This is a genomic window from Rhodococcus sp. T2V (assembly GCF_029269925.1).
Lineage (GTDB): Bacteria > Actinomycetota > Actinomycetes > Mycobacteriales > Mycobacteriaceae > Rhodococcus_F > Rhodococcus_F koreensis.
In genome coordinates, this window is sequence record NZ_JARJBD010000089.1 from 1 (window position 1) to 24,760 (window position 24,760).

Annotated in this window: 24 protein-coding genes; 6 read left to right on the top strand and 18 right to left on the bottom strand. The window is 66.1% G+C overall.

Going from position 1 to position 24,760, the window contains the following annotated elements; translation table 11 throughout:
* A partial coding sequence (locus P3H15_RS42510) for a hypothetical protein (RefSeq protein WP_276142782.1) occupies positions 1–288 on the bottom strand: 288 nt, incomplete at its 3' end.
* Between the two features lie 371 nt (positions 289–659).
* On the opposite strand from P3H15_RS42510, the gene P3H15_RS42515 reads away from it, so the two are divergent.
* Positions 660–1,112, top strand: a complete 453-nt coding sequence (locus tag P3H15_RS42515; protein WP_276142819.1) for an N-formylglutamate amidohydrolase — start codon at positions 660–662, stop codon at positions 1,110–1,112.
* A 267-nt stretch (positions 1,113–1,379) separates the two neighbouring features.
* Here P3H15_RS42515 and P3H15_RS42520 read toward each other — a convergent pair whose 3' ends face one another.
* Positions 1,380–1,595 (bottom strand): hypothetical protein, encoded by a 216-nt coding sequence (locus P3H15_RS42520; protein ID WP_276142783.1) that lies wholly within the window; start codon positions 1,593–1,595, stop codon positions 1,380–1,382.
* Between the two features lie 222 nt (positions 1,596–1,817).
* Here P3H15_RS42520 and P3H15_RS42525 point away from each other — a divergent pair, with 222 nt between their 5' ends.
* Positions 1,818–2,354 (top strand): hypothetical protein, encoded by a 537-nt coding sequence (locus P3H15_RS42525; protein ID WP_276142784.1) that lies wholly within the window; start codon positions 1,818–1,820, stop codon positions 2,352–2,354.
* A 417-nt stretch (positions 2,355–2,771) separates the two neighbouring features.
* On the opposite strand, the gene P3H15_RS42530 is transcribed toward P3H15_RS42525, so the two are convergent.
* The 7 genes from P3H15_RS42530 to gcvPA form a co-directional block, all read right to left on the bottom strand.
* On the bottom strand, positions 2,772–3,578 hold the full coding sequence (locus P3H15_RS42530) for an SDR family NAD(P)-dependent oxidoreductase (protein ID WP_276142785.1): 807 nt from the start codon (positions 3,576–3,578) through the stop codon (positions 2,772–2,774).
* A gap of 218 nt (positions 3,579–3,796) precedes the next feature.
* A complete protein-coding gene (locus P3H15_RS42535; RefSeq protein ID WP_276142786.1) occupies positions 3,797–5,170 on the bottom strand; it encodes an APC family permease in 1,374 nt (457 codons plus the stop codon).
* Positions 5,171–5,288: 118 nt separating this feature from the next.
* A complete protein-coding gene (locus tag P3H15_RS42540; protein WP_276142787.1) occupies positions 5,289–6,281 on the bottom strand; it encodes an aminotransferase class IV in 993 nt (330 codons plus the stop codon).
* Between the two features lie 151 nt (positions 6,282–6,432).
* Positions 6,433–7,209, bottom strand: a complete 777-nt coding sequence (locus P3H15_RS42545; RefSeq protein ID WP_276142788.1) for an SDR family NAD(P)-dependent oxidoreductase — start codon at positions 7,207–7,209, stop codon at positions 6,433–6,435.
* Positions 7,210–7,271: 62 nt separating this feature from the next.
* Positions 7,272–8,411 (bottom strand): ATP-NAD kinase family protein, encoded by a 1,140-nt coding sequence (locus tag P3H15_RS42550; RefSeq protein WP_276142789.1) that lies wholly within the window; start codon positions 8,409–8,411, stop codon positions 7,272–7,274.
* Positions 8,408–9,970 carry an aminomethyl-transferring glycine dehydrogenase subunit GcvPB gene (gene gcvPB / locus P3H15_RS42555; protein ID WP_276142790.1) on the bottom strand — a complete coding sequence of 521 codons (1,563 nt, stop codon included), beginning with the start codon at positions 9,968–9,970 and terminating at the stop codon, positions 8,408–8,410. The genes P3H15_RS42550 and gcvPB overlap by 4 nt, the downstream gene beginning before the upstream one ends.
* The gene (gene gcvPA, locus P3H15_RS42560) at positions 9,967–11,352 is read right to left on the bottom strand and encodes an aminomethyl-transferring glycine dehydrogenase subunit GcvPA (protein WP_276142791.1); all 1,386 of its coding nucleotides are present in this window, start codon (positions 11,350–11,352) and stop codon (positions 9,967–9,969) included. Before gcvPA ends, gcvPB begins: the two co-directional genes overlap by 4 nt.
* 397 nt (positions 11,353–11,749) lie before the next feature.
* Here gcvPA and P3H15_RS42565 point away from each other — a divergent pair, with 397 nt between their 5' ends.
* Positions 11,750–12,682: a LysR substrate-binding domain-containing protein gene (locus P3H15_RS42565; RefSeq protein WP_276142792.1), complete on the top strand. Its 933-nt coding sequence runs from the start codon at positions 11,750–11,752 to the stop codon at positions 12,680–12,682.
* A 100-nt stretch (positions 12,683–12,782) separates the two neighbouring features.
* Here P3H15_RS42565 and P3H15_RS42570 read toward each other — a convergent pair whose 3' ends face one another.
* Both P3H15_RS42570 and P3H15_RS42575 read right to left on the bottom strand, forming a co-directional pair.
* A complete protein-coding gene (locus P3H15_RS42570; protein WP_276142793.1) occupies positions 12,783–13,058 on the bottom strand; it encodes a response regulator transcription factor in 276 nt (91 codons plus the stop codon).
* Between the two features lie 401 nt (positions 13,059–13,459).
* Positions 13,460–13,777, bottom strand: a complete 318-nt coding sequence (locus P3H15_RS42575) for a hypothetical protein (protein WP_276142794.1) — start codon at positions 13,775–13,777, stop codon at positions 13,460–13,462.
* Positions 13,778–14,104: 327 nt separating this feature from the next.
* Here P3H15_RS42575 and P3H15_RS42580 point away from each other — a divergent pair, with 327 nt between their 5' ends.
* The 3 genes from P3H15_RS42580 to P3H15_RS42590 all read left to right on the top strand — a co-directional run bounded on the left by P3H15_RS42580 (position 14,105) and on the right by P3H15_RS42590 (position 16,704).
* Positions 14,105–14,548 carry an N-acetyltransferase gene (locus tag P3H15_RS42580; RefSeq protein WP_276142795.1) on the top strand — a complete coding sequence of 148 codons (444 nt, stop codon included), beginning with the start codon at positions 14,105–14,107 and terminating at the stop codon, positions 14,546–14,548.
* Between the two features lie 125 nt (positions 14,549–14,673).
* A complete protein-coding gene (locus tag P3H15_RS42585; protein WP_276142796.1) occupies positions 14,674–15,195 on the top strand; it encodes a hypothetical protein in 522 nt (173 codons plus the stop codon).
* A gap of 612 nt (positions 15,196–15,807) precedes the next feature.
* Positions 15,808–16,704, top strand: coding sequence for a bifunctional 2-polyprenyl-6-hydroxyphenol methylase/3-demethylubiquinol 3-O-methyltransferase UbiG (locus P3H15_RS42590; RefSeq protein WP_276142797.1), 897 nt, complete (start codon positions 15,808–15,810; stop codon positions 16,702–16,704).
* A gap of 161 nt (positions 16,705–16,865) precedes the next feature.
* On the opposite strand, the gene P3H15_RS42595 is transcribed toward P3H15_RS42590, so the two are convergent.
* The 7 genes from P3H15_RS42595 to P3H15_RS42625 form a co-directional block, all read right to left on the bottom strand.
* Entirely contained in the window at positions 16,866–17,510 is a 645-nt protein-coding gene (locus P3H15_RS42595) for an RES family NAD+ phosphorylase (protein ID WP_276142798.1), read from the bottom strand.
* Positions 17,511–18,137 (bottom strand): hypothetical protein, encoded by a 627-nt coding sequence (locus P3H15_RS42600; RefSeq protein WP_276142799.1) that lies wholly within the window; start codon positions 18,135–18,137, stop codon positions 17,511–17,513.
* 435 nt (positions 18,138–18,572) lie between these two features.
* Positions 18,573–19,355: a hypothetical protein gene (locus tag P3H15_RS42605; RefSeq protein WP_276142820.1), complete on the bottom strand. Its 783-nt coding sequence runs from the start codon at positions 19,353–19,355 to the stop codon at positions 18,573–18,575.
* 640 nt (positions 19,356–19,995) lie between these two features.
* The gene (locus tag P3H15_RS42610) at positions 19,996–20,829 is read right to left on the bottom strand and encodes a CopG family transcriptional regulator (protein WP_276142800.1); all 834 of its coding nucleotides are present in this window, start codon (positions 20,827–20,829) and stop codon (positions 19,996–19,998) included.
* A gap of 219 nt (positions 20,830–21,048) precedes the next feature.
* Positions 21,049–21,801 carry an aspartate/glutamate racemase family protein gene (locus tag P3H15_RS42615; protein WP_276142802.1) on the bottom strand — a complete coding sequence of 251 codons (753 nt, stop codon included), beginning with the start codon at positions 21,799–21,801 and terminating at the stop codon, positions 21,049–21,051.
* 39 nt (positions 21,802–21,840) lie between these two features.
* Positions 21,841–22,986: an acyl-CoA dehydrogenase family protein gene (locus tag P3H15_RS42620; RefSeq protein WP_276142803.1), complete on the bottom strand. Its 1,146-nt coding sequence runs from the start codon at positions 22,984–22,986 to the stop codon at positions 21,841–21,843.
* Positions 22,987–23,029: 43 nt separating this feature from the next.
* Positions 23,030–24,733, bottom strand: a complete 1,704-nt coding sequence (locus P3H15_RS42625; protein ID WP_276142804.1) for an acyl-CoA synthetase — start codon at positions 24,731–24,733, stop codon at positions 23,030–23,032.
* Positions 24,734–24,760 lie beyond the last annotated feature (27 nt).

Below are 24,760 nucleotides of genomic sequence, written 5' to 3' on the forward strand. Positions count from 1 at the left end.
GCGTCCCAGATACCGCGTCATGAAGGCATCGAGCGCCCGCCGCGACAACTCGGGGTAGCCGGCCTTGCGGAAACAGTGCTCGAGATCGACGAGCTTCGTGCCGATACACACGCGCTGCTCGTCCAGAGTCACCAGCTCGCCCACCAGACGATCGAGTTCATCGGCCTTGCTCATCACACTGTCCATCGGTCTCACCTCGGCACTCAAGTTGGCGCAGGGCGGACGCTTCCCGAGGCGCTCGGCCTCCACCCGCCCCACAAGGGAGAGCATAACACGCATTTCGAACATGAGTTCGAGTCAATGTCAGTCCTCGGTAGCGGCCCGACTCGCGGGGTCGGACGCTTCCTCCTGGGCTGCGCCGCCGGGTCGGACGCATAGCCTGGCCGGGGCCGCCGGCCACCGAGAACCCACGGAGCATCGCGCATGGCAGTTCGGTTGACCGTCGAGCACCGTTCGACAGCGCGCGCGAAGGCCGCCGCGGCCGCCTACCCGACCCGAGAATCAGCGCAGCGCACACACGGACTGTGGGCATTCGTGTCCACGCGCACGGGCTGTTGCCGCCGTGCGGGTGATCGCGCAAGGACACCGTGAACGGGTGAACTTGTAGCCTTTTACTGGTGTCTGCTCCCTCCGGCGACGTCCCCGCCGAGCAACCTCCGGTGCTGCCGTTACTGAGCACGCTGGTGCCGTCGGCGCACCCGTATATCATCACCACCCCGGCCCGGACCGGCACGAACGTCGCACTGCGGGTCCACACCTCGCTGACGGTGTTCGAGGCCGAGCCGTGGGCGCCGGCGGTCTCGGGGTTCGTGGTCACCGTGCTCGTGCACAGCGTCGACACCGCCACCGGCCTGCCCCGGCATCTCCCTACCGCCGAACCGAACGAGTGGGCGCGGGCGATCTTCGCCGACATCGACGCCGCCCAGGGGTATTTCCTCGGCGCCGTCGACCCGGACACCGGCGAGCACCGGGACGGGCAACTGGCCTACCGGCTCTACCTCGACACCGACCGCCAGGCGATCCGAGTGCCCCACCATGTGGTCGCCTGTCCACACTACCGCCTGCGCGGCGGTGACGGCGATCCCGAGATCCGGATCGTCACCACTGCCTGACCGCACGACAGGTGCCGCTCATGCAGCTGGTCAACGGCACGAACGGCCCCTTGGGGATGGGCTCCTCCCCGGGATACCCGCCCCAGGGTGGCCCGCCCACGGACTCGGCTCCGAGGCTCAATGTCGGAGGGAGGATCTACTCTGACCATTGCGACGGGTAACCGGTCGCCACTCACTGCCCAGACCGGTGATCCGTCACCGTCCTGATCTGCGGGGTCCCGTGGATTGGTGGGTGGCGGCCTGTTTCTCTTGACCCGTGCCCCACCTCTATCGCGAACTCAGCTGCCTGCCCAACGTGGCGGTCTCGTCGCGGATCTCCTCCGGCGAGCGCACCAGCTGCCCCAACGGTTTGACGCCGCGTGAGCACGACCTGACGCTGTCGACGTGGAATTCCGTCATGACATCGGCCCGCTCGAGCAACGCCTCGATGTAGTCCTCGCGCTGGTCACCGGTCAGCGCCGCCACCAGCGCCTCGTCGATCACCCGCTCATCGTGCTCCGCGGACGATTCCCCTCGTGCAGATCGACCGGGCCGACGAAACCACGCCAACATGCACTCCCCCTCCCTCGGTGCCGACACACCAACCCATCGCGGCAACCCGGCTGCGGGCGAGGACGGGGCGACCACGACCGCCCATCGATGCACTGGGCGCGGTCCTGAGCCTTCCCCCTGCGCAGTCCGCAGGTCCCGGGCACAATCGGGCGTATGCGGCTGATCGCGCCCATGCTGGCCACGGCCGGCACCCTGCCGGACGACACGGCGGAACGGCCGTGGAGTTTCGAGATGAAGTACGACGGGTGCCGGATCCTGGCCTCGGTCGGCGGCGGCCAGGAGCCGGTGCTGTGGACCCGCAACATGAACGTGGCCACCTCCTCGTACCCGGAGATCGCCGACGCCTTGACGACCGCGTTCGGCCGCCACGACCGCCTCGTCCTCGACGGCGAACTGGTCGCTCTCGATCACGGCACACCCTCGTTCGGGCTCCTCCAGAAGAGGCTCGGGGTGGCCCATGCGACGAAGCCGCTGCAGAAGCGGATCCCTGTGACATTCCTACCCTTTGACGTCCTGACGCTCGGCGGTCATGATCTCACGACGGCGGCGTATCTGGATCGTCGGGCGGAACTGGCCGGGCTGGATTCGATTATCCAGGACGTCGGCGGCCTGCCGATCACCGTCACACCGTTCTGGGAGAACCAGAGCAGCAAGATCATGATCAATGCCGCCAGAAGCGCTGAGATTTAATATGTCTGGCTTCTGGCACTAGGAGTCAAAGCGGTGAGACCGATATCCTCACTTAGCGGTTGGTTCGTGTGGGTAGGTCTTGAAGCACATCTGGTGCGGCGAGCCGGAGAAGTCCAGCGAACCGGCTGTCACGAATTTCGGTCATGGGGCTCTCCAGTTCTCGATCAGCGCGTGACGGTCAGGCATGAGATGCCGTCACGGTTGTGCAGTTCGGACTCACGCTTCGGGCTCACGTTGGTGTTCGTCGGCGCATCAGGTGGATATCCGCTGGTCCTGGCCCGAACGGTGAGTGCGGTCGGCGAATGGCGGCAAGGGACTGACGTGGTCTTGGTCAGGTCAGGACTACAGGAACCGTGCCGGAGTTCATCTGTCCTCACGGACCGGGCAGGGGACACGATCATCGGGCGGGTATCTCGCTCAGAGTTCGAGTTCGCCTGGCCCCTTGTATTCCTGGATCATGTTGCCTCCGTCGACGACGAATAACTGGCCGGTGATGTAGGAGGACTCCTCCGCGGCGAGGAAGGCGACGAGCGCCCCGACTTCCCGCGGTTGGCCGCACCGCCGAAGCGGGGTGTTCTCGCCTCCGAGCAGCATCCCCGGGGTCGTTGCGCCCGTTGCGATGTAGCCGGGGCCGATGGCATTGGCCGTGATTCCGTGCTGACCATTCTCGAGCGCGATCGTCTTGGTGAGGCCGAGGACGCCCGCTTTGGCCGCCGCGTAGGCGCCGAGACCGGCGATCGCGCCGACGGGCCCGGTCACGGACGAGAAGTTCACGATGCGCCCGTAGGACCGGTCGATCATGTACGGCAACACTGCTCGGACGCAATTGAATTGCGTCTTGAGGTTGATGGCGATCGTACGGTCCCACTCCTCTTCTGACGTCTCGGCAATCCGCGGGACGTCCAGGTGCACGTCATCGTTCTTCTTGCCGCGCGCCGCGATGCCGGCCAGGTTGACGAAGGCATCGATCGCTCCCGCATCGGCGACGATCTGGTCGACCATGGACGTCACCTCGGAGAACGAGGTCAGGTCGACCGTGACGGAGGATACCTTGAAGCCGTCTTCCTGAAGTTCTGCTGCCCGTTCGTGGACCTGTTCGGAGATATCGACGAGTGTCAGTCGCGCACCCTTTTCCGCGAGGACGCGCGCGGTTCCGAAGCCGATTCCTCGTGCGTCGGCGACGCCGGTGACGACGACGCTTCTCTCGTTCAACTGACCGGTCATGGTTTTGCTCACTTTCTCTCGGGCGAGAGTGATTTCGCCGTTTGTTGAGTGTGGGGATGTCGCGTGGTCGGTACACCTGGCCGACCTGACTCGGGGGCATCTGTGCTCGGTTGTATCGCGCGAGCGAGACGGCTGTGGTGACTGGTCAGCTTCGGTGGCGCCTTCCCTGCGATCAGGAACGTTCGATCTGCGGCGAACTCCTGCCTGCCGACGGAGTGTCAGGCGCCGGGTCGGGATTCTCGGTGGGGTGTGCGGGTCGTCTGGGCGCCGATCGCTGCTGTGGTGGCTCCGCCGATCAGGGCAACCAGCAGCACCGAGATCAGCACGATGGCGACGCCTTCTCCTCCGACCAGGGACGGGAAGTTCATGACGACGAGCACCATGAGGGTCGCGAAGGCGAGGAGCGCACAGGCCGGCGCGAGACGTGTTGCCACCCAGGGGCCGCGGTCGGGTCCGCGGAAGAACACCAGGACTGCGAGGGAGGTCATCGCCATCAGGGTGATGATGCCCAAGGTGGCGGCTCCGGAGAGCCAGGTGTACACGTCGGTGACGGGATCCAGGCGCAGCATGACGGCCAGAATGATCGCGACGGCACAGAGGATGGTCACGGCGACGGAGGCCCGGGAGGGGGCGTGATGGCGGGGATGGGCCTGGCCCAGGGCGGCCGGGAGCAGACCTGCCGATCCGAAGTTGAACGTGTACCGGGCGAGGACGTTGTGGAAGGTCAGAAAGCACCCGAAGATGCTGATGAGAACGAGAACCTGGACGCCGTCCTGGGCGACGACTCCCAGGAATGTCCGGGCCAGATCGGTCAGTAGGGTCTGCGGGCTGTCCGCCGATTTGGACACCACGCCCTCGGGGCCGGCACCGACGGTGACGGCGAAGAGGCTGAAGGCGTAGAACAGGCCGATTCCGAAGATCGAGAGGTAGGTTGCCCGCGGGATGGTCCGGTGTGGGTCGCGTGCTTCGCTACGGAAGACGACGGTCGCTTCGAAGCCGACGAAACCGAAGAAGGCGAACATCAGGCCCAGCGACGGGGTGCCTTCGGTGAAATGGAGTGGGTTCAATGCGGCTGCCGTCCGGCCGTCGGGGCCGCCGCGGAAGACCATCACGAAGTCCAGAACGACCATGATCGCGACCTCGAGTACCAGCGAGATGCCGAGAACCTTGGTGCTCAGTGCGATGTCGCGATACGCGAGGACACCGGTGACGAGTAGCCACCCGGCACTCCACACCCACCATGGGGTGGGGGTGCCGGTGAAGTACTCGACGGTGCCGGCGGTTGCGGCCCCGAGATATGCCACTAGAGCGACGAACAGCATCGCGTAGGCGACCAGTGCCAGGGTGGCTGCGCCGCGCCCGGGGATGCGCCCGAGCCCGGCGTGTATGTAGTCGTAGAACGCTCCACCGTCCTTGACTTCGTTGGCGATTCGGGTGAAACCGACAGCGAACACGGCCAGCGCCGCCGCGGCGACGACGAAGAACAGCGGTGAGACCGTGCTTTCGCTGGCGCTGGTGATGACGGGGAACACCGCCACCGTGGTGGCGAGGGGGGCGGCGCCGGCGGCGACCAAAAATACGATGCCCCGCACGCCGATTCCCTTCCCCAGCGGGTCGGAAGCAGGTGCGGATGCGGCGGAGTGTGCAGGTTGTGGGGATGTCGAGGGGGATTGTGTGGACATGAGGGTGCCTGACTGCGAGAGGGGATTGTCAGCGGTGAGTGTGGTGCGTGGGGCACGCAGTGAGATGGGTCTTTGACGGGACGCTGCGGGTTGGTGATGTGGCCGACCGAGGAATCAGTCCGAGCCGACCCCACAGGGGGGATGCCGCATCGGTGGCGTCGGTCAACCCGCGGAGCAGGAGGTCGGTCAGGATGCGATCGACGGGTAGCGGCCTGCCGTCGAGCTCGACGACGGGTACGGCCTTGCGACCGCTCGAGACCAGCCACAGACCATCGCACCGGTCGAGGGTGTCTCGGGGGATGGGGCGTTCGACGGTGTCGTAGCCGTGTGAGGCGAACACCTCGCGGGCGGTGATCTGGGTGGTCCCGGCGAGGATTCCCTGGTCCGTTGCCGGGGTCGCGCAGACCTGGCCGAAGCGGGCAATCACCGAGGAGGTCGGTCCTTCCAGGACGAACCCGTCGGTGCTGACGAAGATCACCTCGTCGGCGCCCCGACGTCCGGCCTCGCGCAGCGCTGCCGTGTGGATGGCGTAGGACAGGGTCTTGGCGCCGGCGAGCAGCCAGGGTGAGGTCCGGGCGATGTCGCTGCGGTAGCCGCGGTCGAGGGTGACCGCTCGTACGCCCTCGCGCTGTTGACTGGTGTAGTCCGGGGCGGTGGAGGCATGGACCCAGGCTGTCGGGTTGTGGTCGACGCCCCGGGTTACGACGATCTTGACGAGCAGTTCGGAGTGCTCGTGCAGTTCGATTGCGTACTGCACTGCGGCGTCGATGGCGGTGAGGTCGAGTTCGGGCAGGTCGAGTTGCGCGGCCGAGTGTTGCAGGCGGGCCAGGTGGGCGTCGAGGGCGTGCGGGTGGCCATGGACGACAGGCAGGGACTCGAAGACACCGTCGCCGCGAGTGATACCCGCGTCGTCGGCACGGACCACGGGAACGGTGGGGTCGTGTCGTCGGAGACGTTGAGCTATTGGCCGTCTCGACCCGGCGGTGACCGGGTCGATGACCACGAGAGTGGGGTGGGTCATGGCATTCGTCTCTCGGTGGCGGTGCGGGCAGGTGTCGATCGGGTCGTGCTTGGCCGAGGTCGTCACCGGGCTCGATCTCACAGGGGTGAGGGTCTCGGACTCGGGGTCGGCCACCCGGTAGGGCGATTTCGGGTGGACGGCCTCCTCGGGTCTAGGTGAGGGCGGCGAGGCTGGTGATGGCCGCGTCGGCGAGCGCCGGGGTGAAACCGCTCGTCAGTCCTCCCTCGACGGGGATGATGGCGCCGGTGACCGCGCCGCAGTCGTTGGATGCCAGGAAGTGGACCAGGGCGGCGACTTCCTCGGGCTTGATGATGCGGCAGATTGGAGAGGCGACGGTCACCAATCCGGTTTCCTCGGCGGCGTTGTCCTGTGAGGCGAGCATTGGGGTCTCGACCGATCCCGGGCAGATGCAGTTGACTCGGATTCCGCGCGGCCCGTATTCGAGTGCGGCGACCTTCGTCAGTGCCACCACTCCCGATTTGGATGCCGAGTATCCGGCGTATTCGGGGAAGCCCATGAGTGCTGCCACCGATGAGGTGTTGATGATCGAGCCGCCTTCGGGCATGTGCCGGGCGGCGTGCTTGATCCCGTGCATGGGGCCGAGGGTGTTGACCTGGTATTGCCGGGTCCAGTCGGCATCGGAGGACGCCTCGATGGCGGCGGTGGCGAAAACTCCGGCGTTGTTGACCATCACGTCGATGCGGCCGTGCTGTTCGGCGACGGCGTCACAGGCTGCGGCGATGGATGCTTCGTCGGTGACGTCCACCTGATGGAAGGTCGCGCCGAGCTCCTGGGCCAGTGCGGTTCCGTCCGCGCGGTCGAACATGACGACCGTGGCGCCGGCCGCGGTGAATCGTCGGGCGATGGCCAGGCCCATTCCGGAGGCGGCGCCGGTGACGACGGCGACTCGGTCGGTGAGTGAGAACATGTGGGGCTCCTGGTGGGGTTGGTGTGTTCGTGGTGTCTGTCCGGGTGCGCGGTGCCCCGCGCCTACTCTGCTGCGTTCGCGCACAATTGTTTTGGCTGTTCTGGGGTGCTCGCGACGGGGTATGCGACGGTGCGTCCGGGTGCGACGAGGATCCGGCGGATGCCCGTCAGGGTGGCGGCGAGGTCCGGGTCGTCGAGATCGATCAGCAGTGGCCGTCCGGCCAGTGCTGCCAGCCGATCCCGGGTGGCGACGACGATCAGCCGTTCCGGGTCGAGTCGCCGCAGGACTGCCGGGGTGAGTTGCTGGTTTCCTCGTCCGAGCAGTGCGCCCTGACCGCCGGTGGGTGCGACGATGACATGCAGGTTGTCGACGTGGCGCAGGAGGTCGGTTTCGGTGACGTCAGCGGCGACGAGGTGGCCGTCCCGGATGAGGTCGAATCCGAGCAGGGTGTGCGCGAGTCCGTGAGTCTCCATCACGGCGCCGGCGGTGGTGCCGGGTCCGACGGCGACGAGCGCCCCCGGGGGTAGGTGTTCGAGGACCGCTGCTCCGATCTCCCGGCGAGCCTGACGGTCCGAGGTTCCGCGGCGCTTGGGGTGTTGGACGAGGATGCCGGCGTCGGGCACGTTCAAGTATCCCAGGAGTCGGGGAGCGAGGATTCCGGCGCGCAATTGCACTTCGTCGACGTCCATCACCTCGCGTTCGGCCAGGTCGGCAACCTGGCCGGTCAGGAAGTGCCCGGACAGGATCCCGGCTGCCTCGGGGGTGTGAGCAAACACCCCCGAGTGCATCTTCACGCCGCCGGGCACACCCACCACGGGGATGTGGTCGCCCACTGCCGCCTGGATATCGGTGGCCGTGCCGTCACCGCCGACGAAGAGGAGCAGGTCGATGCCCTGGTCGACGAACTCGGCGGCGGCGTGGCGGGTGTCGTCGGCGGTGCTCTGGTCGGCGACCGGACGCACCACCGTGACGGTCAGGCCTGCGGCTTGTGCCTCGTCCTGACCCATCTGTCCGGCGCAGGTGAGGACCTCGATATCCGGTGCGGTCGACCGCAGCGAACGCAGGGCGCGGACCGCCCGGGCCGGGGCGCCCTGGCGGGCGCCGCGTCGCCAGGCTTCGTCGATCACCCCGTCGGTGCCCTTGAGTCCGACGCTGCCGCCCATCCCGGCGTAGGGGTTGACGATCAGGCCGAGGCGTTTCATGGGTGGGTGCTCGCCGGTGTGGTGGGGGTGGACTGTGGTGTGCCGCGGTGCTCACGCAGCAGGCGGGCCGTCGCCAGGGGTACCTCGCCGGGGGCGGGGATCTGGAAGTGCATCTTCGCTTTTGCTCCGCGGTGCGGTGCGGTGGCGATTGTCTCCGCCTGGTCGTAGGCCTCGTCGACGACGCGGCTGTACACCTCGGTGAGCTCGTCGAGTTCGTCCCGGTCGAAGGACTCGGTCGGTTCGAGGGTGAACGGTTCGGGTGAGGTGTAGGGGTGGTGGGCGGTGAAGGCTGCCGAGATGCCGTAGTCGATCATCCGGTCGTTGAGGTCCTCGGCGCCGAATCCGGTGTCCTGCTGCAGTTTTTCGAGTGAGTAGCGCACGACATCGATGCGCTTTTCGGTGTTCTCGGGGAAGGACACCGAGACGCCGCGCAGGTTTTCCATGGTCGTCTGGACGTAGTTGTTGTTCAGCGCGGCGATGCGCGAGACCTCACGGATCCACTCCTCCCCCATCGAGCGGAGCCAGGCGTAGCCCTTGACCAGCGTTCCAATGTTGCCCTGCCAGGCCCGGATGGGTCCGATGCTCTGCGGTCGGTCGAAGTCGAGGGTGTACGCGTCGTCGGTCTTGACCACCAGCGGAGTGGGCAGGAACGGTTCGAGTTCGGAGGTCACGCACACGACCCCGGCGGCCGGTCCGAAGAGGTTCATCGGGGCGCCGAAGGTTTTGTGGATGTTGAAGTGGGCGAGGTCGAATCCGGATTCTCGGGCCCGGGCCAGTCCCAGTGTGGCGTTGGCGTTGGCTTGGTCGTAGGAGCACAGGCCGCCGGCCTGGTGGACGATCTCGGCGATCTTGTCGACGTTGACGTTGAAGACGCCGGTGTCTTCCGGGTTGTTCAGGAACAGTCCGGCGGTGCGCTCGGAGACCGCGGCCTTGACGGCGTCGATGTCGACGGAGCCGCTGGGGCTCGGGGGGATCTCGATGATTTTGAAACCGGCGGCCGAGGCTGCGGCCGGGTTGGTCGGGTGGGTGGCGAGGGTGGAGATCATTTCGTCGCGGTGGTGGTCTCCGCGGCTGGCGTGGTAGGCGCGGATCATCTGGACGTTGGCGAAGATGGCATGCGCGCCACCGCCGGGTTGCATGGCGACCGCGTCCATGCCGGACAGCGCCTTGAGGCATTCCCCGAATTCGAACAGCAGCTGCAGGATTCCCTGGACGGTCTCGATGGGCTGGGACGGGTGCAGCTCGGCCAGCTTGGGCTGCCGGGTGATCAGTTCGTTGACCACCGGGGGGTACTTGGGGGTGGTGGTTCCGATCGGCGCGTCGATGGCGATGTTGTGTGCCAGGGTCATCTGCGACAGGCGCATGAAGTGGCGCAGCACGTGCGGCTGACTCATTTCCGGCAAGGCCGGTGCCTGTGGTCGCCGCAGGCCTTCGGGGAGCGCGGGCGCGGAGGGGCCGTCGAAGCGGGGTACCGCGACACCGCGCAGGCCCGGGCTGCCGAGTTCGGTGATCAGCGGTTCCTGCCACGCCGCTTGCTGGAAGTGTTCACGGATGGTCATCGCAGGATCTCCTCGAGGGTGGTGGCCAGACGATCGAGATCGTCACGGGTGTGCTTTTCGGTGACGCTGTAGAGCGCGCAACCGCTCAGTTCGGGGAAGTCGGCTTCGAGCGCGATGCCGCCGAAGATTCCGCGGTCGAGCAGGGCGGCGTTGATGCGCTCGACCGACCACCCTGTCTCGGAGAAGTCCACGACGAACTCCTTGAACGCGAGCCCGGTCAGCCGGGCGGTGGTGACGCCGGGAACCTGACCGAGCCGGTCGGCGAGATACGCCGCCCGGTCGCGCAGTGTCTGTCCGAGTTCGGCCATGCCCTGTGGGCCCATCAGCGACAGGTACACCGCGGCGATGATGCCGTGCATGGTCGAACCGCAACCGATGACGTCGTCGGCGACGCCGCGCGAGGCGTAGGAGGTGTCATCGAAGTTCGCCCAGAAATAGTCGTACTCGTCGGGACGTGCGGTCGGCATCGCAACGAGATAGATGTTGGGAAGCGCCGCAACGAGATCGGAGTCGAGCCGGAAGGACATGAAACCGGCCGCCGTGCCGCCGAAGGTGGGATGCAGACCCAGTGGTTGCAGATCGCCGACGGCCAGGTCGGCGTCGTAACTGCCGGGATCGGGCAGGGTACCCAACGAGGTCGGATCGACTCCTGCCACCAGCAGGCACCCGGCTTCGTGGGTGAGGCGGCGGATCGTCCGCAGTTCGGTCTCGGCGTATCCGAGGTAGGACGGCGTCTCGAAGTAGAACGCTGCCGCACCGTCCACGCGGCGGCCGAGGTCGTCGAGATCGACACCGCCGGTGACGGGGTCGTGTCCGACCCACTCGATCTCGATGCGGTCGGGCAGTCGGGCGGCGATCTGCCGGCGGCGGGCGGGACCGCTGGTATCGGCGATCAGGACGCGGGAGCGGCCGGTGACACGCACCGCCATCAGGAGCCCACTGCTGGCGGCCCATCCCCAGTCGTAGGCCGGCCACGGGACCAGGTCCAATCCCACCAGTTCGGCGACGAGGCTCTGGTACTCGAACAATGCCTGGTAGGCCCCGGTGGTTGTGGATCCGGCGATGCCCATGAACGCCGACCAGAATTCTCCTCGTCCGGCGATTTCGTCGCAGACCGCCGGGACCGAGTGCGTCCAGCAGCCGCCGCCGAGGAAGGACAGGTTTTCGGTGGTGTCGGTGTTGCGGGCCAGGGCACTGTCGAAATAGCGGCGCAGGTCGGCTTCGGCCTCCAAAGCCGGGGGCAGACCGAGATTCTCCGGGGCACGCAGACGCTGGGGTATCGAGGCGAACAGATCATCGACGGTGTCGATGCCCACCTTGTCGAGCATTGCTTGCCGTGTCTGCGGTTCGGCGTTGGGGATATAGGGATGAGCTCGGTTCACTGCAGTCCTCCGATGACCGATGGCTTTCGATTTGTTGGGCACGAGGCGGCGCCGGGTGCGTGCGGCGAACAGCCTCACCGCGGAATGCGGGGACGGCGACGGCCCGACCGGGGCTGTCCGGGTCGGTGCCGCAGGCCGGTTCCAATCGCGGCACCCTGTTTGGGCTTTGAGGGTAATCGGCGGCCACTGGGGCGAAGCCTCCGATGCGCGAGAGCTGACTTCCTTCAACTCAGAGATCCACGTCACATCTCCCTTCGATTTGAGTCTGCCGGAGGCGACCGGGGCGAGGGAAACAGTGAATTCGCCCGGATTAACGCGGAATAGTTGTTAATCACAGGTGAGGTGACAGATGATGTGACCGCGAAGGAATGCGAAGCTGCGGGAAGGCCGGGCCGAGATGGATGTGCACACGCGTCGGCTGCGTCATTTCGTGACCGTGGCCGAGACCCTGCACTTCACCCGTGCATCAGAGATGCTGTACGTGTCTCAACAGGGTCTGAGCCGCAGTATCACCGAACTCGAACGGGACGTGGGCGTACCACTGCTCAAGCGGACCACGCGCACTGTGGAACTCACCGACGCCGGAAAGGTACTTCTGGATGCAGCACGCCGAGCCCTGACCATCCTCGACGCCGGCATCGAGGAGGCGCGCCGGGCTCACAACAACATGTCCGGTGTCTTGCGGATCGGGTTCTTCGCGGCGTCGGCTCTCGAGCTGACTCCCCTGATCATCGGAGCGTTCCGGGCTGCCCATCCCTCTGTGACCCCCCAAGTAGAGAGTTTCAACCAGACCGACCCATCCTGTGGACTGCGCTCCGGCGAGACCGACGTCGCCTTTCTGCGCCCCCCTATCGATCTCGCCGACCTGCACACCGAGACCCTGTTCACCGAACCTCGGGCGGTGGCGATGCAGTCGTCGCACCCACTGGCGGCGGCGAAGTCCGTCCGGCTGCGCGACCTGCAGGACCAGGTCATTTCCGCGCCGCGCACCGACGACCCGCGCTGGCGATCGTTCTGGACCCTGCGCGACCTCGGTGTCGACAAACAGATTCTGCCGCGAGTAGGACGAGATACGGCCTCCGTGGACGAGGAACTCGACAATGTCGCGGCCGGGCTGACGATGACGATTTCGGTGCCCAGCATGGGGCGCTTCGCCCCGCGCCCGTCGCTGGTCTACCTCCCCCTCGAGGACGTGCCGGGATCGGCGCTCTGCATCGGGTGGCGAGGTGACGCCAGTTCCTTGGTCCAGGCATTTCTCACTGTGGCCACCGAGGTCAGAGACCACGAAGCCGACCTTGTCGCCCGTATCGAATCCGGCCACGTTCCGTAGCGCAGGACGAGGGACCGGACCACCACGATGCACGGCGGGCTCAGGGGTTCACTGGGCCGCAGACCGGTCACCGAACGACGCCGGAGTCGAAGTGGTGTGTTTAGAGAAGGCCGAGTCGGGTCACGTGCACGGCCGCTCGCACCCTCGACCGGGTGCCCATCTTGGCGAAGATGTTCTCGAGGTTAGTCGCGACCGTGCGCCGACTCACCTGCAACGCGGCGGCAATATCAGCGTTGCTGTCGCCGCGGGCGACCAGCGTGAGGATCTGCGTCGGGAATCTATGCGCTGCGCCTCGGAACCGACGGGGGGAGAAGACGAAATCCCTTTCGTGGTGCGACCGCCGCGCGGTCAGGGCTCCGGCGCGGGCGCTGTTCATCGTTCCGACCTTCAGCTCCCTCGCGTACGGAAATGAACACATGTTGACCGGGACCAGCCTGGATGGCATGTCAGGCGGTACTCGTGAGGTGGTTCGACCTCGGTCCGCAGCTATCCGGCAACGCCCGAAGGCAGGTACGTCGTCGAGAACTGGTTGCACAGCCTCTACGACCGTCACTCCGACTGGTCGGTCCGACACCTGACTCCGATGGCAAACCCGCAGAACGGATGACGCGGGTGCGGCAGTGGCTGTCGCCACACTCACCGACCTTCTCCATGTAGGTCCGGCCATTCGTCGCGTAGGGATTCCGCCGCCGCGGCGCACAGTTGCTCAGCGAGAACGCGGTCGGGGTGGGTGGCGTCCCAGCTTGGGAACGGGGCACCGTCCGCGGGCCACAGGTGTTATGCGCCGGCGCTCGTGCGCTGACGCCAGAAGGTGCCCGGCAGGACAATAACGACCGCCATCGCGACCTGGATCAGCACGAGTGCGCTCGCGCCGTAGAACAGCGTGCCCCAGACTTCGCGGCCACCGACGGTATGCGCGGCAACCGCCCCACTGTCAGCCAGTTTCCGCAGCGCTGACACCACCGCCTGCGGCTGACCGCCGAGTTCTGTGGCGATCGCCGACACGGATGCGAGGTCATCGGTCCCGGCACTGTGCTCGAGCACCCACAGGACCTGGCCCTCGTTGGTCCACAACGGATCCGCGGCGACCGCCATGCGTTCGACTTCGCTCAGGTGCGCGTTGCACGCTGGCGCGAACTGCCCCAGCGGCTTCGAGTACCGCACCAACGCTGCACAGGGCGCACCCGATTTCGTCAGGCGTCCACACTTCGGTCGTTGCTCACCCCCGGATGCTACGACGCAGATCGGGCTCAGTGCGCTTCCTGCGTCACCGTGCCAGATCGGCAGCGGGCACACCACAGGGGGGCGCACCTCTCACCGTCCGCGGGACGCGGTTGCCAACGGTCAGCGTCGCTCACAGTTCCCACACCCCCGATGGGTACCGCAGACGGCGGTCAAGTACACCGGCCTTACCGTGGCCACGTGAGCACAATCCCTGTCGCCATCAACGAGACCGATCCCGATGCCGAGGGAGTTCTCTCGCTCCTGACCTACGCGGTGGGATCAGCACATCGAGACCGCCTCGACTTTGCGCTCGTGCCCTACCGGACCGGATCCGCAGTCCTCGCCGTCGCCCGATCCTCCCGGATCCCGGTCGGGGTGATCGGGTACCGCACCGCACCGGATCAGACGACGCTGCTGCACCTCGCCACCGACCCCCACAACCGGCACCACGGCATCGGCACCGCCCTCATCGACTGGGTGCACGCCCGCCACCCCGGCATCGCGCTCGTCGCCGAAACCGACACCGCCGCACTGCGCTTCTACGAGAAGACCGGGTTCACCGGCACCTCGCTCGGCGAGAGATACCCCGGCGTCGAAAGGTTCCTCGTCCGACGGCCGCCCGGCTTCTCGGCACACCGGTGAGCACCACGGCCCGAGCAGCCGTGGCGCGGCGCCGGTGTCGGCGGTCCCGTAGCCGGCGCCCGGCGCTGTGCTTCGACCACGGCGGGGGCACGGTGCCGGAGAGCACGTCTCTAAGCTGGGTGCTCGTGCATGCCTTCGTCGATGAGAACACCGTCCGCGGAATCATGGTGGCCGCCGCCATCGCCGATCCACGGTCGCTGGCATACGCCCGGAAGGTGCTCACCGAACTACGCCTGAAAGGGCAAGAGCGCCTGCACTTCAAATCCGAACGCGATTCCCGAAGGCGGGAAATCTGCTCCGCGCTACTCAAACTGGACGTACGCGTGCACATCTACAACGCCGCAACCCTCGCCCCGAAACAGGGGCGTCCACGCTGTCTGGAGATGCTGGTCGCGGACCTGGCCGAGCTGCAGGCCTCCCGCCTGGTCCTCGAGCAAGACGATTCGACGATGAAGGCGGACCGACGGGTGCTCTACGAGGCCGTCGGCAAACACGGCATCCGCGAGCACCTGACGTATCACCACCTGCGAGCCAAGCAGGAACCGATGTTGTGGATCCCCGACGCCGTGGCATGGTGCCTGGCCAAGGGCGGAGAATGGCCCGCCCGGGTGCGGCCACTGGTGACCAAGACCGTGGACGTCCGGTAGAAACGCGAAACCCGGCTCACCTACCGTCCGGAAGGCTGCCGGGTCCACTTCACCAGGACTAGTGCCCTGGGCACCACCATCATGGCAAGAAATCGTGCTGCATTCAAGGCGAGACTCGTCACCGAGCACCGCGCCAGCATGCCTGAAAGGGCAGGATGAGCCCGCACCGCCCGGCTCGGTACACTCGGCCAACATCCACGTAGTGGACCTACGCGGGCAGCCGTTCGCAGCGGCACGTAATGGGTCCCAGTGTGCACCGAACCGGGCCACCGGCGACGCTACGACCGACGCGGGTCCAACTGCGCTCGCCACCGAGTCATGCCGACGCCGCGTCATGCGCAGCTCCGACGCCGGGGTCACACACAACGCGTCGGGTACGACACCGAGGCGTACTTCAATCGCCTCGATGAGCGCGTCGACCACTGAGGCGTCGGAGGGGGCGGGCGATCCCGAACCGAAGCGATCGGCGGCCGCACTGAGCCCGTAGTCCACGGGGCTCTAACACATTCGGAACAGCACATCGGCCCACCGCGCCACTCCGAGCAGCGGCACTTCTTGCCGATACGGCAAGAACACTCGCCGAAACCGCCGGTGCTGTTGCACTGTGTGGGCATGGACGAAGCAGGCAAGGTCACCGAGGTCACGACGACACCAAGCGAGGCGGACGAATGGGATGCGCGCTACAGCGAGCGCGATCGCGTGTGGAGCGGAGAACCCAACGGCGCACTCGTCGACGAGATGACCGGCGCACGCCCGGGACGTGCCCTCGACGTCGGTTGCGGTGAAGGCGCCGACGCACTCTGGCTCGCCCGCCAGGGATGGGCCGTCACCGCGCTGGACGTTTCGCGCATCGCCCTCGACCGGGCCCGGGCCCACACAGGCAGGGAAAACGTGGACATCACCTGGGTGCTGAGCGGACTGCTCGACGCCGAACTACCCGCGGGTGGTTTCGACCTGGTCTCCGCCCAGTACCCCGCCCTGCGCAGAACCGCCGACCGTGCCGCCGAACGCGCATTGGTTTCCGCCGTCGCACCGGGCGGCACCCTGCTGATCGTGCACCACGACATCCGCGACGCGACCGCGGCACGCGAGCACGGCTTCGAACCCGACGACTGGGTCACACCCGGTGACGTGGCAGCGCTCCTCGATGACAGCTGGCACATCGACGTCAACGAGGTCCGGGAACGCTCGATCAATGGCGGCGCGGGCGCACACCACACCCACGACGTGGTCCTACGCGCGCAGGCTGCTACCCCACCGCAGCCCATCCAGCGGCCGCTCACACAATCGCACCCGCTACTGGGACCACCAACGGGCGCGGTGGGCAACCATCACACCACCCAACCCCAGGACCAGAGGCCATCAGTCGAATCTCTAAACCTCAAGTTCACGAACATATCCGACGACATCGAACAACCCAGACAGGTTCAGTCGGGGGTGGAGAAACCCCAGTCATCCGTAATGCACTCAGACACAGTATTTCCGGTTGTCAATTCACCATCCGAATGACGAGGTACGGAACACCGAGCACATGTGCCATCGTCGTGCAGTCCACGAACGTAGCCGCCCACTTCCCTTGTGCGACACAGAAGCGTGCTGCAGTCGAGGCCGTGCGGTCACGGGACGTGTGCCGCGGGCCCAGCCCCGGTTCGCCCGCGCGTGTCGCAGCGTCAGGTGATGGTGTAGCCGAGCTGATGGGCCGCGCTGTCGATCGGCCCGGACAACCCGGGATGCGACAACGGCAGCGACAACGCCGGCAGCGCAGGGAACGCGTCGGCGGCGTGTTCGGTGATCGCGATACAGACACTACCGGCGAACCGGCCGCGGTAGACGATCCCGTCGAGATCGTCATCGGCCCGGTGAATGGTGCGGGCCCAGTGCTGGGTTCGGCCATGCGCGGCGGAATCGAGGGCGTGGTTGCCGCCGACCCGGGTCGCCCACGTCCCCTCCCCGATGCCGGAGACATCGAGCAGTCTCAGCGGGCGGATAAATCGCAGCCCGGTCAGATACGGGTCGCCGCGGTGACGGTCGATCACCCGGGAACTCCGAAACGCCTCGGCCAACCCGCCGCGGGGACTGGAGGCGCCGTACCAGATGCCGTAGCCGGGATGTTCGGCGCGCGGGGTGGGGTGGTGGTCGAACCGCAGGATCGGCCCGAACGTGCGCAATCCATTCCAGCGCAGCACATGGGTGCCGGTGGTGCGATGCACCCGCCACACCATCTCGGCCAGTTGCCAGTCGATCACTTCCTCGTCGCGCACGCCCGCATCACGAAGGTCTGCGATGGTCGGGGGCGTCGGCAGCATCGACCCCATCTATGCCGATTCCCATTCGGCGGCGGTGATCACGTCTTGGACCTGTTCGATGTCGGCGGCGGTTCCGGCGCTTCCGGTCAGCCATGCCACGATCGACACCGGCCGGCCCTCGACGGTCAGGGACGGTTGCGGGCGGGTCAGCAATGCCTGCACGGTCAGCGGGTGCAGATCCTTCGCCAACAACGGCGCCACCTGGTCGAGGTGCGGCACCGCGCCGGTGGCGGTGAACTGGGCGGGCGGCAGCAACCGGTTCCGGCCCGACGCGAACGCCCACAGGGTGCCCTCGCCGAGGCGTTGCCGGATCCGGGCCGCGGTCACCCCGAGGCGGTCCGCGGCCTCCGCGATCGACAGAGAGCTGCGGACCAGTTCCTGCATGCGAATGTCGCGGTCCACCCGTGCGGCCGTCGCCGCGGCCGGGTCGTCGACGAACCCAGCCTGGTCGAGCAGGGCTGTGTCGTGGTCGGACAGCGGCGGTGCTGCCGGGTTCCGGTCGGAGATGCTGTGCAGGATCTGGGCGAGGAACTTCCGGTCGACGTCGGTGCCGGTCACCTCCCGCAGTGCATCCTCGAAGCCGAGATCGCCACGCAGGTAGCGGGCTTCGGTGCTGGCATCGGTGGCCTCGTTCATCACACCCAACCCCTCACTTTCACCAATTATCGGGCACAAATTCATGATAGCGCGGAAGGGTTGGTGTCGCTACCGCGCCCCGTGGCTGGTCGCGTTGTCACTCCAGTGCGGCCAGATCCCGGACGGTCTCCGAGGCCGCGATCTGATCGACAACCGCGCCGTCGTCGTCGGCGGCGGCGGCTCAGACGTGGACGATCTTCTGTTCCTTCCACTGCATCGCGTTCGCGGCATTGAAACCCGGGGACACCATGATCACCCCGACGAGGCTGACCCCGATCGGTTCTCCCACGCGATCTGCGCCCGCATCCTTGGGTTCTTCCCGCTGCCAACCGAACCGGTCAGGCGGGCCATGAGGTCACTGCGGGGTCCGGTGGATCCGTCGGCCAGTTCCAGGGATGCTGGTACGCCTTCGCGTAGCGCGGCGGTGTCGCTCGGTTACCGAGATTTCCTTTCGGCGGCTGCGGTCGCCGGGTGCACCGCAATCAGACCGAGCCCGGCGCGGCGCCTGCACAGCCTCGCCAGTTCGCCGTAGGCGGCCTCACCGAGGAGTTCGGTGAGCTCGGGCGCATAGGACTCCCAGACGGCCTTGCTCCCCACGTGTGCGTCGGGTGATCCGGAGCAATACCAGTGAAGGTCCGCGCCGCCCTCGCCCCAGCCGCGACGGTCGTACTCGGTGATCGTCGTTTTCAGGATCTGCTCACCGTCGGCGCGCTCGACCCACTCCTGGGTGCGCCGGATCGGCAGCTGCCAACATACGTCGGGCTTGACCTCGAGCGGTTCGATCCCACGCCGGAGTGCCATCGAATGCAGTGCGCACCCAATTCCGCCCTCGAAACCGGGGCGGTTGAGGAAAATGCACGCGCCCTGGTAGCGGCGGGTGCGGACAGCCGGCTGGTCGTCGAGTTCGTCGTCCTCGAAGTACCCCTTCTTCCCGAGCCCCTGCTTCATGAGCTGCCAGTCCTGCGGTTCGAGCAGCATCACCGCGTCGTTCAGCCTCTCCAGGTCCTCGTCGTCGGTGAGAAACGCACCGTGCGAACAACACCCGTCGTCCGGTCGACCCGCGATGATGCCTTGGCACGCCGGTGTGCCGAATACGCAAGTCCAGCGCGAGAGAAGCCACGTCATATCGGCGGCGATGAGGTGCTCGGAATTGTCCGGGTCGAGGAACTCGACCCATTCCCGAGCGAAGTCGAGCGCAACCTCCGGGCTGGGCGTCATCTTGTGTGCACGCCCAGCAGCATGTGCTGTCACAACCCGACGGTAGCTGGCCAGTGTTACGGACGCGATCTGATCAGATTTCCTTCAGGGCGCAAACAGCAATGGCCTCAGTCTCATTGATGTCCGGTGATGACATCGCCGTGATCCCATGCCGGTCAAACAGAAGACGTGTCGCCCCGCGCATTCGGAATTCAGTGTCAAGTTACACGGGGTCCATCGATGCCCCTTTGGCGGCGAAACACGCGATCGAGGCCGCGGGGTGGCCGACCGCGTTGCGCGAGACCGCGGCGGCCCGCCTGCGGGAAGTGCCGCGACGCAGTGCGGACGGAGTTCATGGAGAGCGTAGCCGGTTGGGAAGCTGTCCCGGTCCGTTGTGGCGGTCGTGTCGGCGTTCACGTAGGTGATGTGCGAGCTGGTCCGTTTCGTCGGGCATTCTCGAGGCGCTATCGCTCAGGAGTGGCGGTGAATCGCGGTTCGCGAGGGCGCCGCATCTTCGCCTCAATTGTCCCGAATATGCTGTTGCCCAGTTCATCTGGTTGTTGGATATCCTGATGCCCTACGGAATCGAGGAACGGACAGGTGAGGTCGTAGCAGCACAGTCGACGCATCCGAGGATCGGCTTGCAGCCCGCCGAATGAGGTCAGTCGGGTGTCGTGTGCCGTCGTGCCTGGCGGCGGGCGTGCCGGGCCATCAAGTGTGCCTTGTGCTTGTCGCTGCGGATGATCTCCTCGTTCACGGCGTGCTCGATCAGTCCGGGCTGGTCGAGCACACGGCGGGCGGCCAGGCGGACGAGCTCGGTGCGGTCGGACCCGACGCGAGCGGCCAATGTGTCGAGCTTGTCGCGCAACGGGTCGTCGAAGTGCACCTTGATCGTGGCGGGATAGGTCTCGGGCCGCAGATCACGCAGCGGGGCGATGGTGTCCAGGTCTGCGGCGAGGTCGCCCGGTTCGTCGAGCAGGCGCCGTAGGACGACCCGCAGGAGCGCGGTGCCCAGCTTGTCGCCGTATCGGCCGGCGAGGCGCCGGATCTGCTGCCTACTGGACGGGGTGACCATGACGTCGACCCGGTCGGACAGTCCGGACCGCTCGGCGTCGCGGAGCATCGGGTGTTTGTAGCGGCCGGGCGCTTCCTGGAATCGGTGCAGGGCGACCCGCATGAGTGCGCTGACCGTGGTGTCGTGTTCGGCGGCCAGGGCCGCGACCTGCTGCACGGTCTCGGGTTCGAGTTTGATTTTGACCATGACCAGCGGAATCGCCCGCAGCGCTTCGGAGAGCCGTCGGTGTTCGGTGAGAGCACGGCCGACGGCTTCGGGTTGTTTGGTGACCAGTCGTCGGCAGGCCACGCGGATCAGCGCCCCGATACGGCGCGGGCCGATGGTCTCGGCCATCTCGTCGAGTCTGCGTTTGGTCGCTTCGTCGAAGCGAAGCCCGATCGGATCGCCCACCGGGATCCGGCCGGGCCTCGTGTGCGTCATCCCTCGATCTTCTCGTCCGGCGCTACGCATGGTTGTGCCCCGGCATCGGGGGGTGACGCCGGGGCACGGGGACGTCCAGCAGAACAAAATTGGGGGGATGTGCTGCTGGAGCAGATCGATTGTAAGCGACGGCGCGGCTTCGTCATCTCGGGGGTGCGGGCAGTGAGCGAGCCAAGAAAATCTTGAAATCCTGTTCGGCCCGTATATCGCGTCGATCGGTCACATCGAGGCGGTACTGACGCTACCAATCGGACGTGCTTGCACAGATCTCACGTGCCCTGGCCGGCCAGGCCGCTTCTCGACTGCGCGAATCACGGCGCGGTTGCTCGTCATTACAGGAACGCCTGTCATCAATTCGATGCGGTCCGCGGCTTCGAGCGAGCGGAAGTTGGTGCATGAGACGAAGAGCATCGACGGGTTTGAGCGTCGGATCAGGGCTACCGCACGATTGGCGATCTCCGACGGGGTCGGCTCTGCAAGACCGAAATTATCGGAGATTCCGAGTCCTTCGATCTCCACGACGTCGACACCAGCAGCTTCGATGCTGGCGCGGACTTTGACGTTGAGTTCGTCGACGTACGGGGTGAGCACCGCGACTCTCTCGTGTCCGGACTCGGCGAGTGCGTTGCTGGCCGATTCGATGGTGCTGATGGTTGTGGCGCCGGTTTGTGCCTGGATGCGTTCGCAGAGCTGGCGATCATACGCGGGGCCGCGCAGCGCTCCCGCACTCGTGCATCCAAACACCACGACCTCGGGCTTGAGAGACGTCAAATCCTCGACTGCGCGGTCGAGGTACTCGTCGAGCATTGCGCTCTCGCCGTTTTCCGTTGCCTCTACCAGGTACATCCGCGCGGAGTGCACACTAGCGATCTCACTGAGACCGCGCTGGAGGTCCTGTTCCATGATGGTATTCGACGAGGGCACGAGCAGTCCGAGTCGCTTGCGATCGACGGTGCCGTCAACAACGATCATTGTTTTGCTCCTCAGTTCGGTTGGTTGGCTTCTGGGTGATCACGGAAGCAGCGTCTTGGCGATGATGTCGCGTTGGATTTCGCTGGTTCCGCCGTAGATGGTTGCGGCGATGGTGTTGCGGGCGATGTGTTCCATGTCGAACTCGGTGGTGTACCCGTAACCGCCGAGCATCTGAATTCCGTTGAGCGCGACGTTGCGGGCGGTCTCGGTAGCTCTCAGCTTCGCCATCGAGGTCAATCGATTGAGCTCCGCGGCCGTGCCCGTTCCGTTCTGCAACCGAAAGGCGGCGGCGTAGGTGAGGGCCTTGGCGGCTTCGACGTCGGCGGCAAGGTCGGCGAGGCGGTGCCGCATCGCCTGGAAACTGGAGATGGTCGTGCCGAATTGGCGCCGTTCACCCATGAACTTGATGATGTCCGCGATCGCCCGCCGCGCGTTGCCCACTGCTTGGGCGGCGATGATGAGACGGTCGCCGTTGAGGCTGGCCATGACCTGCTTCCAGGCCTGGTCGATCTCGCCGACCACGTTGTCCCGGGCGAACTCGGCATCGGTGAGGTAGATGTCGTTGACTTCCCGCTCACCCATCGTCGGAATTCCCTTGATATCGACCCCTGCGGTACCCGGGTCGATGTCGAGCATAGTGAGGCCGAAGTGGCGTTTGTCCTTGTTCCGTGAGGTGCGGACGACGAGGAGGATCCGGTCGACGAGGTGGGCGTAGGACGCCCAGGTCTTCTGGCCGTTGACCACGATCGTCGTGTCACTGAGCACGGCTTTGCAGGAGACGTTGCTGACATCGGAGCCGGCGTCGGGTTCGGACACGCTGATGGACATCGTGTCTCCATCGGCGAGGGCGGAGAGGCGTTCTTTCTTCTGCTGTTCGCTGCCGAACTTGACCAGTGTCTGTGCGACGAGTTGGCTGCTGGCGGCGGCGGCGACGGGTGCCATTGCGCGGGAGGTCTCTTCGAAGAAGATGCACTGTTCGACCAGGCCACCGCCGGAGCCGCCGTACTCTTCGGGAATGGCGATTCCAGCCCATCCCAGTTGCGCCATCTTCTTGAACAGGTCTCTGCTGTGGATGAGGGTTCCGTCGTTGGTCCAGTGTGCGCGTTGTTCACGGGTGCCGCATTCGCGTGCGCAGAAGGCGCTGACGGCGTCGGCGAGGTCGAGTTGATCGGTGTCGAAATACATGTTCTGTCCTAGCTATCGGAAGGCGACGGCGAAACGGCCATCGTCAGGAGACGGGTGCCGGTGCGGTCTGGGGGTCGTAGGTGTCCCGGAGGATGTTGCGTTGAACCTTTCCGGCCTGGTTGCGCGGCAACTCGTCGACGAAGTCGACGATGCGGGGGTAGACGTGTCGCCCGAGGCGGGTGCGGACGAGTTCTTTGACCTCTGCCGCCAGTTGCGGCTGGTCCGAGTTCGTTTCGGCCACGATGACCGCGCGGACGACGGATCCACGGTCGGGGTCGGGTGCTGCGACCACGGCCACGTCCCGAACCTGAGGGTGCAGGCTGATTGCGGCTTCGACCTCCGTGGGGCCGATGTTGTATCCGGAGGTGACGATCAGGTCGTCGTCACGGCCTTTGAACCACAGTTGCCCCTTGTCGTCACGGGTTGCCATGTCACCGGTGAGATACCAGTCGTCGCGCCAGCGTTTGACCCATTGTTCGGATGCGTTGGAGTATCCGGTGCACCCGATGTAGCCGACGTTGCGGACAGCGATGATGCCTTCGTTGTCCTGGAGATTTCCGTGGTCGTCCATAAGCGCGATCTCGAATCCGGGCACCGGCGCCGGGAGTGCTCCGAGGTCGTTCGGGGACTGATCGAATGCCGGGGTGGCCATGACGAGTCCGATCTCGGTGGTGCCGTAGGTTTCCTGGATCGGCTCCGGGCACAGGTCCGCCCATGCTCGTGCAAGCGTCGCACCGAGGTGTTCACCGGCCGAGGCGGCCGCCCGCAGCGCCGAGGGCATGCCTTGTTGCTGGCTGAGAGGGATGAGTTGGCGCATCGCACTCGGGGCGGACGAGAGATAGGTGACGTTCTCTTGCCGCAGGATGTCGAGCCAGGCCTGCGGGTCGAAGCGTCCGGTGTATATCAGCCTGGGGCGGCCTTCGGCTGTCACGCACATTCCGGCGGAGTACAGCCCGTTTACCCAGCCGGGGCTGGATGTGGACGTGAACAGGTCGCTGTTGCCGAGGGCGAACGAATGTCGGACGAAGGGTTGCATCGTGAGCAAATATGAGTGCGGCAGTAGGCAGCCCTTCGGGATTCCGGTTGTGCCGCTGGTGTATAGCAGGGTGGCGGTATCATGTGCAGCCGTGTTTACCAGGGGCGCGTCAGCCGAGGTGGTCTCGACGAGGTCCCAGAAGGACAGCCCATGTGTGCCCCTGACTGGTGCGGCGGTGTGGGTATCGGGGCCGGCGGCTTCGATGATCACCGGATCAATGCCCGACAGAGAGGACAAGGCGTTGTCGAGTATGGCTGCCGAGGCGCGGTCGACGACGACTGCAGCGGGTTCGGCGGCACCGATCCGCTGCGCGATTCCATCGACTCCGAAGCCGGGATAGAGCGGCACGACGATGGCGCCCATCCGCCAGATGGCTAGTGCGGCGATGTAGGCCTCGATCCCCTGGGGCAGGAGCGCGGCGACGCGATCACCGCGGCGGATGCCCTTTGCGGCTAGCGCCGTGGCAAACCGGCTCGATGCTCGTGCCAGGTCGGCGTAGGTCCAGCGGTGCGCTGGTGTGTCCGGGGAATGCCGCACGATGATGGCAAGGCGACCTGGGTCGTCGGCCCACCGATCGCATGCTTCGAAGGCCGTGTTCAGGCCTAGGGAGGGGTGTTTGGCAAGTCGGCTCTCGGCCGCTTCCCAGACCTGCTTCGGTGTTGCTCGACGCTCGTCCACCAGCTGGGTGAGTCGCTGCGAGGAAATGTGCATGTTTTTCTTCCTTACCGATTCTTTCGT

Coding starts and splice junctions, on each gene's coding strand:
- P3H15_RS42570 (WP_276142793.1), bottom strand. CDS start 13,058: ATGAACAGCGCCCGCGCCGGAGCCCTGACCGCGCGGCGGTCGCACCAC.
- P3H15_RS42600 (WP_276142799.1), bottom strand. CDS start 18,137: ATGAACGAGGCCACCGATGCCAGCACCGAAGCCCGCTACCTGCGTGGC.
- P3H15_RS42595 (WP_276142798.1), bottom strand. CDS start 17,510: ATGGGGTCGATGCTGCCGACGCCCCCGACCATCGCAGACCTTCGTGAT.
- P3H15_RS42545 (WP_276142788.1), bottom strand. CDS start 7,209: ATGTTCTCACTCACCGACCGAGTCGCCGTCGTCACCGGCGCCGCCTCC.
- P3H15_RS42525 (WP_276142784.1), top strand. CDS start 1,818: ATGCGGCTGATCGCGCCCATGCTGGCCACGGCCGGCACCCTGCCGGAC.
- P3H15_RS42530 (WP_276142785.1), bottom strand. CDS start 3,578: ATGACCGGTCAGTTGAACGAGAGAAGCGTCGTCGTCACCGGCGTCGCC.
- gcvPB (WP_276142790.1), bottom strand. CDS start 9,970: ATGACCATCCGTGAACACTTCCAGCAAGCGGCGTGGCAGGAACCGCTG.
- P3H15_RS42625 (WP_276142804.1), bottom strand. CDS start 24,733: ATGCACATTTCCTCGCAGCGACTCACCCAGCTGGTGGACGAGCGTCGA.
- P3H15_RS42540 (WP_276142787.1), bottom strand. CDS start 6,281: ATGACCCACCCCACTCTCGTGGTCATCGACCCGGTCACCGCCGGGTCG.
- P3H15_RS42620 (WP_276142803.1), bottom strand. CDS start 22,986: ATGTATTTCGACACCGATCAACTCGACCTCGCCGACGCCGTCAGCGCC.
- P3H15_RS42575 (WP_276142794.1), bottom strand. CDS start 13,777: ATGGCGGTCGCCGCGGATCCGTTGTGGACCAACGAGGGCCAGGTCCTG.
- P3H15_RS42610 (WP_276142800.1), bottom strand. CDS start 20,829: ATGACGCACACGAGGCCCGGCCGGATCCCGGTGGGCGATCCGATCGGG.
- P3H15_RS42590 (WP_276142797.1), top strand. CDS start 15,808: ATGGACGAAGCAGGCAAGGTCACCGAGGTCACGACGACACCAAGCGAG.
- P3H15_RS42615 (WP_276142802.1), bottom strand. CDS start 21,801: ATGATCGTTGTTGACGGCACCGTCGATCGCAAGCGACTCGGACTGCTC.
- P3H15_RS42550 (WP_276142789.1), bottom strand. CDS start 8,411: ATGAAACGCCTCGGCCTGATCGTCAACCCCTACGCCGGGATGGGCGGC.
- P3H15_RS42565 (WP_276142792.1), top strand. CDS start 11,750: ATGGATGTGCACACGCGTCGGCTGCGTCATTTCGTGACCGTGGCCGAG.
- P3H15_RS42605 (WP_276142820.1), bottom strand. CDS start 19,355: ATGACGCCCAGCCCGGAGGTTGCGCTCGACTTCGCTCGGGAATGGGTC.